This is a genomic window from Mycobacterium bulgaricum (assembly GCF_041287165.2).
GTDB classification, from domain to species: domain Bacteria; phylum Actinomycetota; class Actinomycetes; order Mycobacteriales; family Mycobacteriaceae; genus Mycobacterium; species Mycobacterium bulgaricum.
This window is the reverse complement of the sequence record NZ_JBGGKV020000002.1, coordinates 223,432-238,355: the sequence shown is the minus strand read 5'-3', so window position 1 is coordinate 238,355 and position 14,924 is coordinate 223,432. Positions and strand designations below refer to the sequence as shown.

The window sequence follows — 14,924 nt, the reverse complement described above, 5'->3', positions numbered from 1 at the left end:
CGCTCCGGCGGCGACAGTAGACATCGCGACCAACTGTATCGGTATGGGCCTATGCGGGGATGTGCCACCTTGCGGTGTCGGTGATCTGTTGCAGCGCTGTTATCTGGCCGTTCTTCACAGTGATGACATGTGCGAAGGCGGCGTCGACGCGCTCGGCTGTTGCACGCGCCCGTCCGCGATAGGTGCCGAGGACGACGACCTGGTGCCGCCCCGACGTCGTCAGATATTCGCGCGGCACCACCTCGATGTCGTATGCCGCATCGATGCGTCCCCACACGTCGGTGATCATCGCGACACGCCCATGATGTTCGCCACCTACGCCGTGCGGCATACCTGCGCTGACCACCCCCTCGAAATCCTCTGTGAGCAAGGCGAATAACGCGTTCCCATCGCCGTCGGACAGCGCACGGTAGAAGCGCTGCGCGACGATGTGAGCAGTGTCCACGGCTTCTCCTCTCTTTTTAGAGATTAACCTCTATTTTAGGGTGGAGCAATGCCGCGGCCCGCCAGATACACCGTCGACAGCCTTCTCGACGCAGCCGCGGAACTCCTCGCCGCCGAAGGGCCTGCGGCAGTGACGATGTCGGCCGTCGCCCGCAGCACGGGTGCGCCGAGCGGATCCGTCTACCACCGATTCCCGACCCGAGCGGCGTTGTGCGGCGAACTGTGGGTCCGCACCGAAGAGCGCTTCCAGGAGGGGCTGCTCGAAGCGCTCGCCGTCGACGACGACCCTCAGCAACGGTGCGTGGCCGGCGCACTGCGCATCGTCCAGTGGTGCCGCGAGCATCCCGTCGAAGCCCAGGTCCTGCTCGCAGGCCCGAACGATCTGGGCATGGGTGAGTGGCCCGAAACACTGGCTGGTCGGCGGAAACGCTTGCAGCGCAAGCTGCGCAAGGTCCTCGCCGAGCTTCCCGACGAGGGAGGCCGCGTGAGTGCCGCGATCATGGACGTTCCCGCAGCGATCGTGCGGCGCCACCTACGTGCGCGTCAGGCCATTCCGGCGAGCGCGGACGAGATCGTCGCGACGTGCGCCCGCGCGCTCATACCCGCTGGCTGACCGGGGCCGGCGAGCCCGTCACCACGCAGTGGGTGTGGCTGTAGATCGTCGCCATGCACTGGTTGCAGTGATTGCAGATCGAACGCTGGGCGCCGTCGGCCTGAATGCGCTTGACCAGGTCCGGCTCGGCGAGCAGCGCACGACCCATCGCGACGAAGTCGAAGCCTTCGTCCATGGCGAGGTCCATGGTCTCGCGGTTGGTGATGCCACCGAGCAGGATCAGCGGCATCGTCAGTTCGGCGCGGAAGAGCTTGGCGTCGCGCAGCAGGTACGCCTCGCGGTACGGATACTCCCGCAGGAACTTCTTGCCCGTCATCCGGATGCCCCACCGCAACGGCGGCTTGAACGCGCCTGCGAACTGCTTGACCGGCGCATCGCCGCGGAACAGGTACATCGGATTGACCAGCGAGCTGCCCGCGGTGAGCTCGATCGCGTCGAGGCCGCCGTCTTCCTCCAGCCACTTGGCGGTCTGCAGCGACTCCTCGGTCGAGATCCCGCCGCGCACCCCGTCGGACATGTTCAGCTTCGCCGTGACCGCGATCGGCGTGCCCGCCTTCTCGACCGCGCGCCGCACCGCGAGCACTGTCCCGCGTGCCACCTTCGCGCGATTCTCCAGCGACCCGCCGAATTCGTCGGTGCGCCGGTTGATCAACGGGGACAGGAACGAGCTCGCGAAGTAGTTGTGCCCCAGGTGTACCTCGACGGCGTCGAAACCGGCTTCGATGGCCATTCGCGCGGCGTTGGCGTGGGCTTCGACGATGTCGTCGATGTCGTCACGGGTGGCATGCCTGGCGAAACGCATCGACAGCGGATTGAAGAACCGCACCGGTGCGTAGGCCTTCGCCTTGTTCGATTTCGCATTGGCCACCGGCCCCGCATGGCCGATCTGCGCGGAGACCGCGGCGCCCTCGGCGTGGATCGCGTCGGTGAGCCTGCGCAGGCCCGGCATTGCCTCCGGCCGCCAATAGATCTGCTTGCCCTCGGTCCGGCCGCCCGGCGACACGGCGAGGTAGGCGACCGTCGTCATGCCGACGCCGCCCGCCGCCGGCAGCCGGTGATAGGTGATCAGGTCATCGGTGACCAGCGCGTTCGGTGTCGACGCCTCGAACGTGGCGGCTTTGATGATGCGGTTACGCAGCGTAACCGGGCCGAGTTTGGCCTGGGTGAACACATCACGGCGGACTGTCATGTCGTCGAGCCTGTCACAATGATCGCCGTGGGTGCGATCACTTTGGACGGCAAGGCCACGCGCGACGAGATTTTCGTCGACCTCAAGCAGCGTGTGGCGGCGCTGACCGCCGCGGGGAAGACGCCGGGGCTGGGCACCGTGCTGGTGGGAGACGATCCCGGGTCGCAGGCCTATGTGCGGGGCAAGCACGCCGACTGCGCCAAGGTCGGCATCAACTCGATCCGCCGGGATCTGCCGGCCGACATCAGCCAGGCCACGCTCGAAGAGACCATCGACGAGCTCAACGCCAACCCGGAGTGCACTGGGTACATCGTGCAGCTGCCGCTGCCCAAGCACCTGAACGAGAACGCCGCGCTGGAGCGCATCGACCCGTCGAAGGACGCCGACGGCCTGCACCCGACCAACCTGGGCAGGCTGGTGCTCAACGAGCCCACGCCGCTGCCCTGTACGCCGCGCGGCATCGTGCATCTCTTGCGCCGCTACGAGGTGGAGATCGCCGGGGCGCACGTCGTCGTGATCGGCCGTGGCGTCACCGTCGGCCGGCCGCTCGGCCTGCTGCTGACCCGTCGTTCGGAGAACGCGACGGTCACGTTGTGCCACACCGCAACCCGGCACCTGCCCGAGATCGCCAGGGAGGCCGACATCATCATCGCCGCGGCGGGGGTGCCCCACATGGTGACCGCCGAGATGGTGCGTCCCGGCGCCGCCGTCGTCGACGTCGGGGTGAGCCGCGACGACGCGGGCAAGCTCGTCGGCGACGTCCACCCCGGCGTGTGGGACGTGGCGGGTCACGTGTCGCCGAACCCGGGTGGCGTCGGCCCGCTGACCCGGGCCTTCCTGCTGACCAACGTTGTGGAACGGGCCGAAAAAGCCGCCCGGTGAGGGACTTCGCGCGCAAGGTCCTCGCGGCTCAGTGGCCCATCCTGGTGGTCGCCCTGTTCCTGATCGCCGCGTTTGCCCTGGTCGCGGCCGGCTACTGGCGCCGTGGCGCCCTCGTGATGGCGATCGGGGTCGCGGCGGCCGCAGCGCTGCGCCTCACACTGCCCGAAGACCGTGTGGGTCTGCTCGCAGTGCGTTCGCGCACGGTCGACATCGTCACCACCGCATCGGTCAGCGCCGCGATGCTCTACATCGCCTGGACGATCGACCCGCTCGGCACCAGCTAGCCGGTCGTGAACGGATTGTGCTCGGAGATGAGCTTGTCCATGCGGGCCTCGTCGAGGCGGACGCGGATGCTCGCGGCCTCCTGCTGATCTCGGATCACCTTCGCCAGCGTGAATGAGCTGGCGACGAGGAACAGCACCGTCATCGCGAGGAACAGCCGCTGCCAGGGGTCCAGGGGCAGGAACAGGATGCCGCCGACGGCGCCCACGAAGCTCACGCCGAACGAGATGGCTGCCTGGACGAAGAAGGCCGAGGTGCTTTTCGAAATCCCGTTGATTGCGTTCATGTTCAAAGTCTGGCCCCGCGACCGGAGGGTAGTTCTACTCAAAGTCGCTCAGGTGAGCGTCGCGCGGATGCACACCGTGACGTAGGGCAGCGCCAACCCGCTGCTGTTGGCCAGCGCCGGATGGGTGGCGAGCAGATCGCGCACCCGGTCCAAGGTGCGGGTGCGCACCTGCTCGGGCGAGGTGATGCAGTAGCTGCGCGAGGCCACCAGGTCGATGAGCGCCTGCGGTGTCAGGTAGCTCGTCCACTCGACGAGGTGGCGCTGCGATTCCGCGAACGGCGCGGTGAACTCGACCATCTGGCTGAACGGGTCGACCTCGTGGCCGATCACCTTGCCGAGATCCTTGACCCAGCCGAGCCGTTCGTCCCTGTTGTTCCACACCAGGCCGAGACGCCCGCCGGGACGGAGCACGCGCGCGATCTCCTTGACTGCCCGTTCCTCGTCGAACCAGTGCCAAGCCTGGGCGACCAGCACCGCGTCGACGCTGTCGTCGGGCAGCGGGATCTCCTCGGCGGTGCCCAGCAGCGCAGGGGTCTGCGGCAGCGACGACGTCAGCAGGTCGAGCATCTCCGGGATCGGATCCACCGCAAAGACATTGAGGCCGCGCTCGACGAGTCGCGTGGTCAGCTTGCCGGTGCCGGCACCGAGGTCGAGTACGTCTCGGGCCCCGTCGGGCAGCAGCCAGTCGATTGCCTCCGGCGGGTAGGACGGACGGCCCCGCTCATAGGCCGCCGCCTCCGCACCGAACGACAGCGGGCGGGGGTCAGGTGGGCGACTCACCGCGATGCCAGCTCCAGCGTCCGCCGGATCAACGCGTAGACGGCCTCGGTCTCCACGAGGAATCCGTCGTGTCCGTAGATCGAATCGACCACGTCGAGCCCGTCGCAACCCGGCAGCAGCTCGGCGATCTCGGCCTGCAACCGCAACGGGTACAACCGATCCGAGGTGATGCCGCCGACGACGGTCGGTACCGGGCAGCCGCGCAGCGCCGCGTCGACCCCGCCCCGGTCGCGTCCCACGTCGTGACTCGACAGGGCGTCGGTGAGAGTGACGTAGGTGCCCGCGTCGAAGCGCGCCAACAGCTTTCGGCCCTGGTACTCCAGATAGCTCTGCACGCAGTAGCGCCCACCGCACCCCGGATCCTCCCCGGGCTGGGCGTCGTTGCCGAAGCGCTCGTCGAGTTCGGTCTCCCCGCGATACGTCAGATGTGCGAATCGGCGGGCGATCTCGAGGCCGGCATCGGGGGACCGTCCGGTGTCGTGGTAGTCACCGCCCTGCCAGTTCGGGTCCGACGTGATGGCCGCCACCTGTGTGCTCTGCGTACCGATCTGGTCGGCCGTTGCGCGTGCGCCGACCGCCAGCACCAGTGCCGCGCGGACACTTTCGGGATAGCCGACGGCCCACTCCAGCGCACGCGCACCGCCCATCGATCCGCCGATCACCGCGGCGACCTCGGTGATGCCGAAACGCTCAAGCGCGGCCACGTCGGCGGCTACCTGATCGCGGATGGATATCACCGGAAACCTTGAGCCCCATGCCTTCCCGTCGGGTGCGACGGAGCTGGGACCGATCGACCCGCGGCAGCCACCCAGGACGTTGGTCGAGATCGCGCACCACTTGTCGGTGTCGATCGGTGCCCCGGGGCCCGCGACGCCATCCCACCAGCCCGGCGTCGGATGATCCGGTCCGGCAGGGCCGGTGATGTGCGAATCTCCGGTCAGCGCGTGCAGCACGACGACGACGTTGTCGCGGTCGGCTGACAGCTCACCCCACCGCTGGACGGCGATGAAGGCGTCCTCGATGACCTCGCCGTTCTCCAGCGTCAGGTTGCCGATTTCGACGATGCCGATTTCGCCTTCCGGCGGAAGCGTCACCAAATCTGTTGTCGTATCCACTATCGTCACGGCCGCATTCCCTAGAACGACGCGACCGTGTGCGGGTCCGTCTTCGCGGCGAACGGCTTGGCGGCCGCGAAACCCTGCTCGAGGTCGGCGAGGATGTCGTCGATGCCTTCGATGCCCACCGCAAGGCGCACCAGGCCCGGCGTGACGCCGGTGGCGAGCTGCTCCTCGGGGGTCAGCTGCTGGTGGGTCGTCGACGCCGGATGGATCACCAGCGACCGCACATCGCCGATGTTGGCGACATGGCTGTGAAGCGTCAACGCGTTCACGAACGCCTTGCCCGCCTCGATGCCGCCGGCCAGCTCGAAGGCCAGCACGGCTCCGGTTCCCTTGGGCGCCAGCTTCTTCCCGAGCTCATGCCACGGCGACGACGGCAGACCGGCGTAGTTCACCGACGTCACGTCGGGGTGTGCCTCCAGGAACTCGGCGACTCTCTGCGCGTTCGCCACGTGCCGCTCGATGCGCAGGCTCAAAGTCTCCAGACCCTGCGCGATGAGGAAGGCGTTGAACGGGGACGCGGCCGAGCCCAGATCGCGCAGGAGTTGCACGCGCGCCTTCAAAGCGTATGCGGGCGGGCCGAGTTCGGCGAACACGACGCCGTGATAGCTCGGATCGGGTTCGGTGAAACCGGGGAAGCGGCCACCGGCCGTCCAGTCGAACGTGCCGCCGTCGACGATCACGCCGGCGATCGCCGAACCGTGCCCACCCAGATACTTCGTCGCCGAGTGCACGACGATGTCGGCGCCGTGGCTCAGCGGTTGGATCAGGTACGGCGTCGCGATCGTGTTGTCGACGATCAGCGGGACGCCGACCTCGTGGGCCACACCGGAAACCCCGGGAATGTCCAGCACATCGATCTGAGGATTGGAGATCGTCTCGGCGAAGAAGGCCTTCGTGTTCGGCTGTGCTGCGGCCCGCCAGGACTCCAGGTCGTCGGGGTTCTCCACGAACGTGACCTCGATGCCCAGCTTCGGCAGCGTGTAGTGGAACAGGTTGTAGGTGCCGCCGTAGAGCCGCGGGCTGGAGACGATGCGGTCGCCGTTGTTGGCGATGTTGAGGATCGCGAACGTCTCGGCAGCCTGACCGGACGCCAGGAACAGTGCTGCGACTCCGCCTTCCAGCGCGGCAATGCGCTGCTCGACGGTGTCCTGCGTCGGATTCATGATGCGGGTGTAGATGTTGCCGGGCTCGGCGAGCCCGAACAGCGCCGCGGCGTGCTCGGTGCTGTTGAAGGTGTAGCTCGTGGTCTGGTAGATCGGCAGGGCCCGCGCGTTGGTCGCGATGTCGGGGGTCTGCCCCGCGTGTACCTGCTTGGTCTCGAACGCCCAATGCTGAGTGGGATCGGGTTCGGTCATCGACGTGCTCCTCCATGAAACCGGGGGGCCCGTTTCACGGCGGACCCGCGCTTGCCTTATAGCCGGGATCGGCTACTCAACCTGGTCGTCTCCCGGGGCACCCCACCGCGGTTGGAGGGTTGCCGGCCAGCAAGCCGGGGCTTTTCGCTGGCACTCATGACCGAGACGAACTGTAGCGCACGCAGCGCGGAGCGTGCCACTAGGTGGCGTTGCCTCAGCTGATGGCTTTGGAGTCCGGGGTGGTGTGCTCGTCGACGAAGCCGGCGATCAGCTCGGTGACGATGCCGGGCGCTTCCAGCATCGGGATGTGTCCGACCCCGTCGAGCCGCACGACGCGGGTGTCCTTCGGAAGGTTGTCGAGGAAGTAGCGGTTGCCGCGGGGCGTCGGGAACACCCGGTCCTTCTCGCAGAGCACCAGCTGGGTAGGTGCGCCGAGGCTGGCCAGCTCGAGCAGGCCGGGCAGCCGCAGGGTCTTGACCAGCAGTTGTAGGTAGGCGCTGCAGTGGGTGGCGTCCTCCATCAGCAACAGCAGGTCGGCCTCAGAGGGTCCGTCGGCCGGTCCGCTGACCGGAAGGGTCGCGAGCCTGCGCGCGCCGGGCACCTTGAGGATCCTGGGGCCCAGCAAGCGGGCGGCGATCAGCGCGGGGCCGCCGGCGATGAACTTCAGCACGGTCTCGTACTTGGTCGCCGAGTGTTGTGACCAGCCGCCGGCCGGGGCGATCCCGGTCAGGGTGCGGGCACGGCCGCGGCGCTCCAGCTCGAAGCCGACCCAGCCACCCAGTGAGTTCCCGACGATGTGGGCGGTTTCCCACCCCAGCTGGTCGAGGCGCCGCTCGATGTCGTCGACCAGGACCGCCGTGTCGAGCAGCCAGGTCGGGGACTTCGCGCCGCCGTGGTGGCCGACCATCGTCGGTGCGTACACCTCGAAGCGGCCGGTCTCGGCGAGCTGTTCGGCTACCGTGCGCCAGACGTTCTGGGAGCAGAGGAACGGGTGTAGCAGGAGAATCGGTTCGCCCGCCCCTACGTGGATCGGCTCTCGTGGTGCCATGGGGCGACCATAAGGTGATACCGCTGGTACCGCAAGAACCAGTGGTGCGGTTCGGTTAGGGTCTGCGGACGTGACGCGTCCCGTAACGGTCAGCACGATCAACGTCAACGGCATCCGTGCCGCGGTCAGGGAGCGTTCGGCGGAGAACCTCGGGATGTTGCCCTGGTTCAAGGAGACGGCGGCCGACGTCGTGTGCCTGCAGGAGACCCGTGCCGACAACGACCAACTGGCAGAGGCTCTTTCGCCGGTGCTCGCCGACGGTTGGCATCTGGCCTCGGCCGAACCGTCGGTCAAGGGCCGCAACGGCGTCGCGGTGCTCTCCCGCCATCCGATCGACGACATCCGAATCGGCTGTGGTGCAGAGGAATTCGCCCCACACGGGCGTTATGTCGAGGCCGACACGGCCGGGGTGACGGTGGGTAGCGTGTACTTCCCGACCGGTGAGGCCGAGACCGAGCGTCAGCTCGAGAAGGAGCGGTTCATGGCCGCGGTGGCGGCGCGGATGGCCGTCTTGCTGGCATCTGGACACGACGCGGTGCTGTGCGGCGACTGGAACATCGCCCACACCGAGAACGACATCAAGAACTGGAAGGGCAACCTCAAGAAGGCCGGCTTCCTGCCGCAGGAGCGGCAGTGGCTCACCGACCTGCTCGGCACCGGTTGGGTGGACGTGGTGCGGGCGGCGCATCCCGGCGTCCCGGGTCCGTACGCATGGTGGTCATGGCGCGGCAAGGCGTTCGACAACGACGCGGGCTGGCGCATCGACTACCACCTGGCCACTCCTGCGTTGGCGGATCGCGTCGTGTCGGTGACCACCGAACGGCCGGCGGCCTATGCGCTGCGCTGGTCCGACCACTGCCCCGTCACGGTCCACTACGGCTGACCCCGCACCGCGAGCGTGCGTGTCTGCTCGCCGGCGCGCCGTCGTTTTCGGCACTGTGCGCGCGCTCACGCGGCATCGATCGCAGCCCTCAGCGGTATTCGGGATTCCTGCCGAGGTGGCGTAAGAGACGCGCGAAGTCGTCGTCCGAGTCGTCGGCCGGAACGGCGCGGGCGAACGGTGAGTCGTCGGCGTCGCGCAGGTCCCCGTCGGGCACGCTCATCGCCACCGGCAGTGCAGCGGCGACGACGTCGGCCGGTAGCGAGAACGGTTGTCCGAGTGCGGCCGCCACGTCCCAGCCGTGCACTACGTAGTCGACGAAATGGAATCCCATCGCGGTCGCGCCGGGGACGGTGACATCGACCCCGAACTCCGGCAGCGCAAACGGTGCTTCGTCGATGCCGTCGGCGGCGAAAGCCTCGAGGACGTCCCGAGCGGCGGCAGCGTAGGTGGCTGCGGGATCGGTGGCGATGGCCTGGCGAAACGGCGCTCCGCTCCACGCGCTCACGTCGGCGCCGTTCCCGCGCGCGGCCGCGGCGAAGCCGTGATGCTGGGCGGTCATGTGGACGAGGAGGTCCGCCAGATTCCATTCGGCGCACGGGGTAGCGAGGGTGAGGTGTTCGGGGCGGACGGCGGCGACGGCGTCCACCGAGGCATGGACGGCGGCGCGATGCTGGGCTAAAAACGTAGGCATCCGCATATGATAAGCGTACGCCTATGAATAGGCAATGCTTACGCTTCCACGATGGCGTCCTCACCCCGTGCCGACCTGGCGGCGATGCTGGCGCCGCTGGTGAGGGAGCTCCTCGCCGCCGAGGAACCGATCCTCGCCAGGCATGGCGTCTCGATGTGGGGTTACGCGGTGCTGTCGACGCTGGACCGCGGCGCGTTCCGCACCCAGGCCGCCCTGGCCGACGCCATCAACGCCGACAAGACGCGCATCATTCGCACGCTCGACGAACTGCAGGATGACGGCTACATCGAGCGCTACCCAGACCCCGACGACCGGCGGGTTCGCCTGCTCGCGATCACCGATCAGGGACGCACGGTCAAGGATGCGATCCAGGCCGAAATCCAGCGCGGCGAGGAACGGTGGCTGGGTGAGCTCAGTCCCGAGGAGCGAAAGGTGTTTCTCCGGGCGCTGCGCCGTCTGGCCCCGGGATGACGTATCGGACGCGAGTGGAAAGATGGCGCTCACCATGAGCACCGCCAGCGACACAGCCAGGCCCGTCGTCTTCTCGGGCGCACAACCGACGTCCGACTCCCTGCATCTGGGCAATGCGCTGGGCGCGGTCAGCCAGTGGGTGAGCCTGCAGGACGGCTATGACGCCTACTTCTGCGTCGTCGACCTGCACGCGATCACGGTCCCGCAGGACCCGGCAACGCTGCGTAAGCGCACCCTCGTCACGGCTGCCCAGTACCTCGCACTCGGCATCGACCCGTCACGGGCGACGGTCTTCGTGCAGAGCCACGTGCCCAGCCACTCTGAATTGGCTTGGGTGTTGGGTTGTTTCACCGGTTTCGGGCAGGCGTCGCGGATGACGCAGTTCAAGGACAAGTCGCAGAAGCAGGGCGCCGAGGCCACCACTGTCGGGCTGTTCACCTACCCGGTGCTGATGGCTGCCGACGTTCTGCTCTACGACACCGAGCTCGTGCCCGTCGGCGAGGACCAGAGGCAGCATCTCGAGCTGGCCCGCGATGTCGCGCAGCGCATCAACGCACGTTTCCCGGACACCTTCGTCGTGCCCGAGGCGATGATCCCGAAAGCCACCGCCAAGATCTACGACCTGCAGGACCCCACGGCGAAGATGAGCAAGTCCGCGGAATCCGACGCGGGCCTGATCAGCCTGCTCGATGATCCGGCCAAGACCGCCAAGAAGATTCGCTCCGCCGTCACCGACAGCGAGCGCGAGATCCGGTTCGACCGCGACGCCAAGCCCGGTGTGTCCAATCTGCTCACCATTCAGTCGGCGGTCACGGGCACCGAGATCGACAAGCTGGTCGACGGATACGACGGTCGCGGATACGGAGACCTGAAAAAGGAGACGGCAGAGGCCGTCGTCGAGTTCGTCACGCCGATCAAGGCCAGGGTCGACGAGTTGCTCAGTGACCCGGCAGAACTCGAGGGCGTGCTGGCGCACGGAGCGCAGCGGGCCCGCGAGGTGTCTGGGGAAACGCTGCGCCGGGTATATGAGCGGCTAGGGTTTCTAGCGGCTCAATAGTCATACAGGGATAGCCACACAGGGGGTCGGATGACAGCGCAACCCGCGACGGCCGACCCCGACGAGAAACCGGGCTTTCTCGACAGGTTGCGGGGGCGGATGCCGTGGTTCGACCACGTCATGCGGGCTCAGGGGCGCTACAACGACTGCAAGGGCGACTTCTACGCCGCCGGCATCACGTACTACACGATCTTCGCGCTGTTCCCTTTGCTGATGGTCGGATTCGCGATCGGCGGTTTCGTGCTGGCCAACCAGCCCGAACTGCTCGACCAGGTGGAAGGGCGGATCCGCACCACGTTCAGCGGTGATCTGGGCCAGCAGATCATCACGCTGATGGATTCGGCCATCGAGTCACGAGGCACCGTCGGCATCATCGGGCTCGCGACCGCGGCGTGGGCCGGCCTCGGTTGGATGGCCAATCTCCGCGAGGCGCTGAGCCAGATGTGGGGCAGTTTCCGCGACGAGGCTCCCGGCTTCCTCCGCACGAAGTTGTCGGATCTCGGCGCGCTCGTGTCGACGTTCCTCGCCATCGTCGTCACGCTCGCGCTGTCGGCGCTGGGCAATTCCTCGGTGACGGAAAACGTGTTGAACTGGTTGGGTTTTCCCGACTCGCCGGTGCTCTCGGTGGTCCTGCGGATGGCGTCCATCACGGTGTCGATCCTGGTTTCCTGGCTGCTGTTCACATGGATCATCGCCCGGCTGCCGAGGGAATCGATCAGCTTTCGCAGCAGCGTGCGTGCGGGATTGCTCGCCGCGGTCGCGTTCGAGGTGTTCAAGCTGGTCGCGTCGATCTACCTGCGGTCGGTGCTCACCGGACCGGCTGGTGCGACCTTCGGCCCGGTGCTGGGCCTGATGGTGTTCGCCTACATCACGTCTCGGCTCATCCTGTTCTCGACGTGCTGGGCGGCGACGACGCCGGAGAACATGCGGGAGAACGAGATTCCGGCGCCACCGCCCGCGGTCATCAACAACCGCGTCATCGCGCGCCCGGGCCTGCAGATCTGGCAGGCCGCGACGGCCGCTGCGGTGGGAGCGCTTGGTGCGCTGAGCTTTACGCGGCGTAAACGCTAGCGAGCCGGGCGTCGGTTGAGCGCCCGGGCGCCCATGATGAGGCTGAACACGATGACGGCACCGATCACGCCGACCCCGATCCGGACGGGCATCGCGTCGACAGCGGGCAGGACGGCATTGGCGTTGGTCTTGGTCATGGTGGCAGAGGTGGCGTCCGCATCGGTGCCGCGCAGCGACGGATCGGGCTCGACCAGCGTGCCCACCTTGGTTCCGGGAGGCGACGCGAAGCCGTAGTCGAGCAGACGCGCGGCCTGCTCCCACGGAGCGATCGGTTGCCGCGTACCGCGCATCAGGACCGCGACGAGGCGTCGACCGTCGCGGTTCGCGGCGCCGACGAACGTCTGGCCGGCATCGTCGGTGTAGCCCGTCTTGCCGCCCATCGCACCGGGATAGTTGGCGAGCAGCTTGTTGTCGTTCTCGATCGGATAGCCTGCGCCGTCGCGGCCGGGGAACTCCGAGGCCCGCGTGGCCACGATGTCGGTGAAGACCGGGTTCTGCCACGCGTACCGGTAGAACAGGCCGATGTCGTAGGCCGACGTACTCATGCCGGGGCCATCGAGGCCGGACGGGGTGGCGACCCTGGTGTCGCGGGCGCCCAGCTTGCCGGCCAGCACGTTGAGCTTGTTCAGCGTGGTCGCCATGCCGCCCATCTGCATGGCGAGTGCGTGTGCGGCGTCGTTGCCGGAGTACATCAGCAGGCCGTGCAGGAGGTCGTTGACGGTGTACATACCGCCTTCGCCGACGCCGACCTTCGTGCCTTCCTGCGCGGCGTCGTCCTCGGTGCCGGGGACCGTCTTCATCAGCGGCAGGTCGGTGATCGCCTGCATCGCCGTGAGCACCTTGATGATGCTGGCGGGGCGGTGCCTGCCATGCGGGTCGCGGGCGGCGATGACGTCGCCGGTGTCGAGGTCGGCGACCAGCCAGGCCTCGGCGGAGACGTCGCCGGGCACCGGCGGTGCCCCGGGCGCGGTGATGATGCCGCAGCCCGCCAGAGCGTCGCCGCCCATCGGTGTGGCGGGGACCGGCAGCGGCCCGGGAGTCGGGTCGCCCGGCTTCGGGACCTCGGACGCGTCCACCGCGGGCGGCGTCGCCACGCGGTACGGGCAGGTGTTCGCGTCGATCGCTGGGTCTGGTTGGGCGGCGGCGACCGGCGCCAGCGTCAGCATCGACGCGGTGACCAGCGCGGATGCCCGCAACACGACAGTCCGTAAGGTGCCCATTGTGTGCGCAGATTAGGCGATCGGCGGGCCCGGATCCGGGAGCCACGCGGTGACGGATGGGGTCAGAGTTTCAAATGTGACTCGCCGGGGTAGCGCCACCCCTCGTCGAATCGCATTCCTGCAGGCCCCGTCACGCGGATGTCCTGCCGGAATGTAACGCGGGCGCAGGTGGTTAGCCCCACTAGGCTGGTGGTTTCCTGTGAGCCGCGTGAAGGGCGTGCATGTTCATTCTTGTTCTCGGTTCGGTCCTTGCGCTGATGCATCTGTACGTCTGGAAACGACTGGTGCGGGACACCACGCGTCCCGGTCGCACCCGGTGGCTGCTGTCCGCGCTCGTCGGGGCGCTGATGCTGCTGCTGGTCGCCACGCTGTTCGTGCCTCGCTTTTTCGGGGTCGAGGAGGCGGGGTGGTTCGCGTGGCCGGGCTACCTGTGGTTCGGGTTGCTGGCCTACCTGTTCCTCGCGGCACTCGCTCTCGAACCCGTTCGACTGGTACTGCGCCGATGGGTCAGGCGCGGCAGACCCCAAGAACCCGACGAGCCCGACGACTTCGAGACACCACAGCAGCCGGCCGTCGACCGGCGGATGTTCCTTGCCCGCACCGCCGCGGTGACCGCCGGCGTGGCCGCGGTCGGGGTGACAGGGTTCGGTGTCGCCCGCGCCCTCGGGCCGCCCGACGTGCTGCGCATCCCGGTGCGGCTGCCCAGCCTCGATCCGGCATTCAACGGTTTCCGCATCGCGGTGGTGTCCGACATTCACCTCGGTCCGCTGCTGGGACGCGCACACACCGAACGGATCGTCCGGATGATCAACGAGACCGAGCCGGATCTGGTGGCCGTGGTCGGCGACCTGGTCGACGGCACGGTCGAGCAGCTGGGCGCCGCGGCCGAGCCGCTGCAGGATCTGGTGACCCGCGACGGCGCGTTCTTCGTCACCGGCAATCACGAGTACTTCGTCGACGACACCGCGGCGTGGATGCGCGAGCTCGAACGGTTCGGCCTCGACGTGCTGGGCAACGAGAACACGCGGATCTCGCGGGGACGTGCCGCGTTCGACCTCGCCGGCGTCAACGACGTCGCGGGTGAGGAACGAGGCGACGGACCGGATTTCGACCGGGCGCTGTCCGGCGTGAACTCGAACGGCCCGACCGTCCTGCTGGCACACCAACCGATCCTGGTCGAGGAAGCCGCAGCCCGAGGTGTCGACCTGCAGCTGTCCGGCCACACCCACGGGGGCCAGATGTGGCCGTTCCACTACGCCGTCGAGCTGGCCCAGCCGTCGCTGGCCGGATTGTCGACGGTCCGCGACACCCAGCTGTACGTCTCTCGCGGAGCCGGCTTCTGGGGGCCGCCCGTGCGGGTGGGGGCCCCACCCGACATCAGCGTGATCGAACTTGTCGGTGGCTGAAGTTTAGATGTGCATCCGAGGGGGCACTTCTAAGCAACTTCACGGTCAATCCTGATCATCACGCTCAGGTGCGGCCAGCACCCTTAAAGAACACGCGTTGCTCAACCACAGCGTTTCAATGAGAG

The 14,924-nt window shown here is 67.7% G+C and carries 17 protein-coding genes and 1 riboswitch; of the genes, 8 read left to right on the top strand and 9 right to left on the bottom strand.

Annotated features, from left to right (window positions below; translation table 11 throughout):
* Nucleotides 1-49: 49 nt before the first annotated feature.
* A complete protein-coding gene (locus ACAG24_RS07655) occupies nucleotides 50-445 on the bottom strand; it encodes a nuclear transport factor 2 family protein (protein WP_370472401.1) in 396 nt (131 codons plus the stop codon).
* A 48-nt stretch (nucleotides 446-493) separates the two neighbouring features.
* Between ACAG24_RS07655 and ACAG24_RS07650 the strand changes: the two genes are divergently transcribed.
* A complete protein-coding gene (locus ACAG24_RS07650; protein ID WP_370472402.1) occupies nucleotides 494-1,057 on the top strand; it encodes a TetR/AcrR family transcriptional regulator in 564 nt (187 codons plus the stop codon).
* On the opposite strand, the gene ACAG24_RS07645 is transcribed toward ACAG24_RS07650, so the two are convergent.
* A complete protein-coding gene (locus ACAG24_RS07645) occupies nucleotides 1,041-2,246 on the bottom strand; it encodes an NADH:flavin oxidoreductase (protein WP_370472403.1) in 1,206 nt (401 codons plus the stop codon). The two genes, ACAG24_RS07650 and ACAG24_RS07645, sit on opposite strands and share 17 nt — an antisense overlap.
* A 27-nt stretch (nucleotides 2,247-2,273) precedes the next feature.
* On the opposite strand from ACAG24_RS07645, the gene ACAG24_RS07640 reads away from it, so the two are divergent.
* A complete protein-coding gene (locus ACAG24_RS07640) occupies nucleotides 2,274-3,128 on the top strand; it encodes a bifunctional methylenetetrahydrofolate dehydrogenase/methenyltetrahydrofolate cyclohydrolase (protein WP_370472404.1) in 855 nt (284 codons plus the stop codon).
* Nucleotides 3,125-3,412 (top strand): DUF3017 domain-containing protein, encoded by a 288-nt coding sequence (locus tag ACAG24_RS07635; RefSeq protein ID WP_370472405.1) that lies wholly within the window; start codon nucleotides 3,125-3,127, stop codon nucleotides 3,410-3,412. Before ACAG24_RS07640 ends, ACAG24_RS07635 begins: the two co-directional genes overlap by 4 nt.
* Here the strand turns inward: ACAG24_RS07635 and ACAG24_RS07630 are convergent.
* The 5 genes from ACAG24_RS07630 to ephH all read right to left on the bottom strand — a co-directional run bounded on the left by ACAG24_RS07630 (nucleotide 3,409) and on the right by ephH (nucleotide 8,000).
* Entirely contained in the window at nucleotides 3,409-3,696 is a 288-nt protein-coding gene (locus ACAG24_RS07630; RefSeq protein ID WP_370472406.1) for a YiaA/YiaB family inner membrane protein, read from the bottom strand. The two genes, ACAG24_RS07635 and ACAG24_RS07630, sit on opposite strands and share 4 nt — an antisense overlap.
* A 48-nt stretch (nucleotides 3,697-3,744) precedes the next feature.
* Nucleotides 3,745-4,476, bottom strand: a complete 732-nt coding sequence (locus ACAG24_RS07625) for a class I SAM-dependent methyltransferase (RefSeq protein ID WP_370472407.1) — start codon at nucleotides 4,474-4,476, stop codon at nucleotides 3,745-3,747.
* The gene (gene metX / locus ACAG24_RS07620; protein WP_445206177.1) at nucleotides 4,473-5,600 is read right to left on the bottom strand and encodes a homoserine O-acetyltransferase MetX; all 1,128 of its coding nucleotides are present in this window, start codon (nucleotides 5,598-5,600) and stop codon (nucleotides 4,473-4,475) included. The genes ACAG24_RS07625 and metX overlap by 4 nt, the downstream gene beginning before the upstream one ends.
* Before the next feature lie 11 nt (nucleotides 5,601-5,611).
* Nucleotides 5,612-6,952 (bottom strand): bifunctional o-acetylhomoserine/o-acetylserine sulfhydrylase, encoded by a 1,341-nt coding sequence (locus ACAG24_RS07615; protein WP_370472408.1) that lies wholly within the window; start codon nucleotides 6,950-6,952, stop codon nucleotides 5,612-5,614.
* 42 nt (nucleotides 6,953-6,994) lie between these two features.
* Nucleotides 6,995-7,114: riboswitch (SAM riboswitch) on the bottom strand.
* 52 nt (nucleotides 7,115-7,166) lie between these two features.
* Nucleotides 7,167-8,000, bottom strand: coding sequence for an epoxide hydrolase EphH (gene ephH, locus ACAG24_RS07610; RefSeq protein WP_370472409.1), 834 nt, complete (start codon nucleotides 7,998-8,000; stop codon nucleotides 7,167-7,169).
* Nucleotides 8,001-8,070: 70 nt separating this feature from the next.
* On the opposite strand from ephH, the gene ACAG24_RS07605 reads away from it, so the two are divergent.
* On the top strand, nucleotides 8,071-8,883 hold the full coding sequence (locus tag ACAG24_RS07605; RefSeq protein WP_370472410.1) for an exodeoxyribonuclease III: 813 nt from the start codon (nucleotides 8,071-8,073) through the stop codon (nucleotides 8,881-8,883).
* Between the two features lie 88 nt (nucleotides 8,884-8,971).
* Here the strand turns inward: ACAG24_RS07605 and ACAG24_RS07600 are convergent, their stop codons facing one another.
* Nucleotides 8,972-9,580 carry a TIGR03086 family metal-binding protein gene (locus ACAG24_RS07600; RefSeq protein ID WP_370472411.1) on the bottom strand — a complete coding sequence of 203 codons (609 nt, stop codon included), beginning with the start codon at nucleotides 9,578-9,580 and terminating at the stop codon, nucleotides 8,972-8,974.
* 45 nt (nucleotides 9,581-9,625) lie between these two features.
* Here ACAG24_RS07600 and ACAG24_RS07595 point away from each other — a divergent pair, with 45 nt between their 5' ends.
* From ACAG24_RS07595 to yhjD, 3 genes are read left to right on the top strand one after another with little or no spacing between them, the layout of a single operon-like run.
* Complete coding sequence (locus tag ACAG24_RS07595; RefSeq protein WP_370472412.1) at nucleotides 9,626-10,045, top strand: MarR family winged helix-turn-helix transcriptional regulator; 420 nt, start codon at nucleotides 9,626-9,628, stop codon at nucleotides 10,043-10,045.
* Nucleotides 10,046-10,079: 34 nt separating this feature from the next.
* Nucleotides 10,080-11,102 (top strand): tryptophan--tRNA ligase, encoded by a 1,023-nt coding sequence (gene trpS, locus ACAG24_RS07590; protein ID WP_370472413.1) that lies wholly within the window; start codon nucleotides 10,080-10,082, stop codon nucleotides 11,100-11,102.
* Between the two features lie 30 nt (nucleotides 11,103-11,132).
* Nucleotides 11,133-12,173, top strand: a complete 1,041-nt coding sequence (yhjD, locus tag ACAG24_RS07585) for an inner membrane protein YhjD (protein ID WP_370472414.1) — start codon at nucleotides 11,133-11,135, stop codon at nucleotides 12,171-12,173.
* Here yhjD and ACAG24_RS07580 read toward each other — a convergent pair.
* Entirely contained in the window at nucleotides 12,170-13,393 is a 1,224-nt protein-coding gene (locus ACAG24_RS07580) for a D-alanyl-D-alanine carboxypeptidase family protein (RefSeq protein ID WP_370472415.1), read from the bottom strand. The genes yhjD and ACAG24_RS07580 overlap by 4 nt on opposite strands.
* Before the next feature lie 221 nt (nucleotides 13,394-13,614).
* Here ACAG24_RS07580 and ACAG24_RS07575 point away from each other — a divergent pair, with 221 nt between their 5' ends.
* On the top strand, nucleotides 13,615-14,799 hold the full coding sequence (locus tag ACAG24_RS07575; RefSeq protein WP_370472416.1) for a metallophosphoesterase: 1,185 nt from the start codon (nucleotides 13,615-13,617) through the stop codon (nucleotides 14,797-14,799).
* Nucleotides 14,800-14,924: the final 125 nt, after the last annotated feature.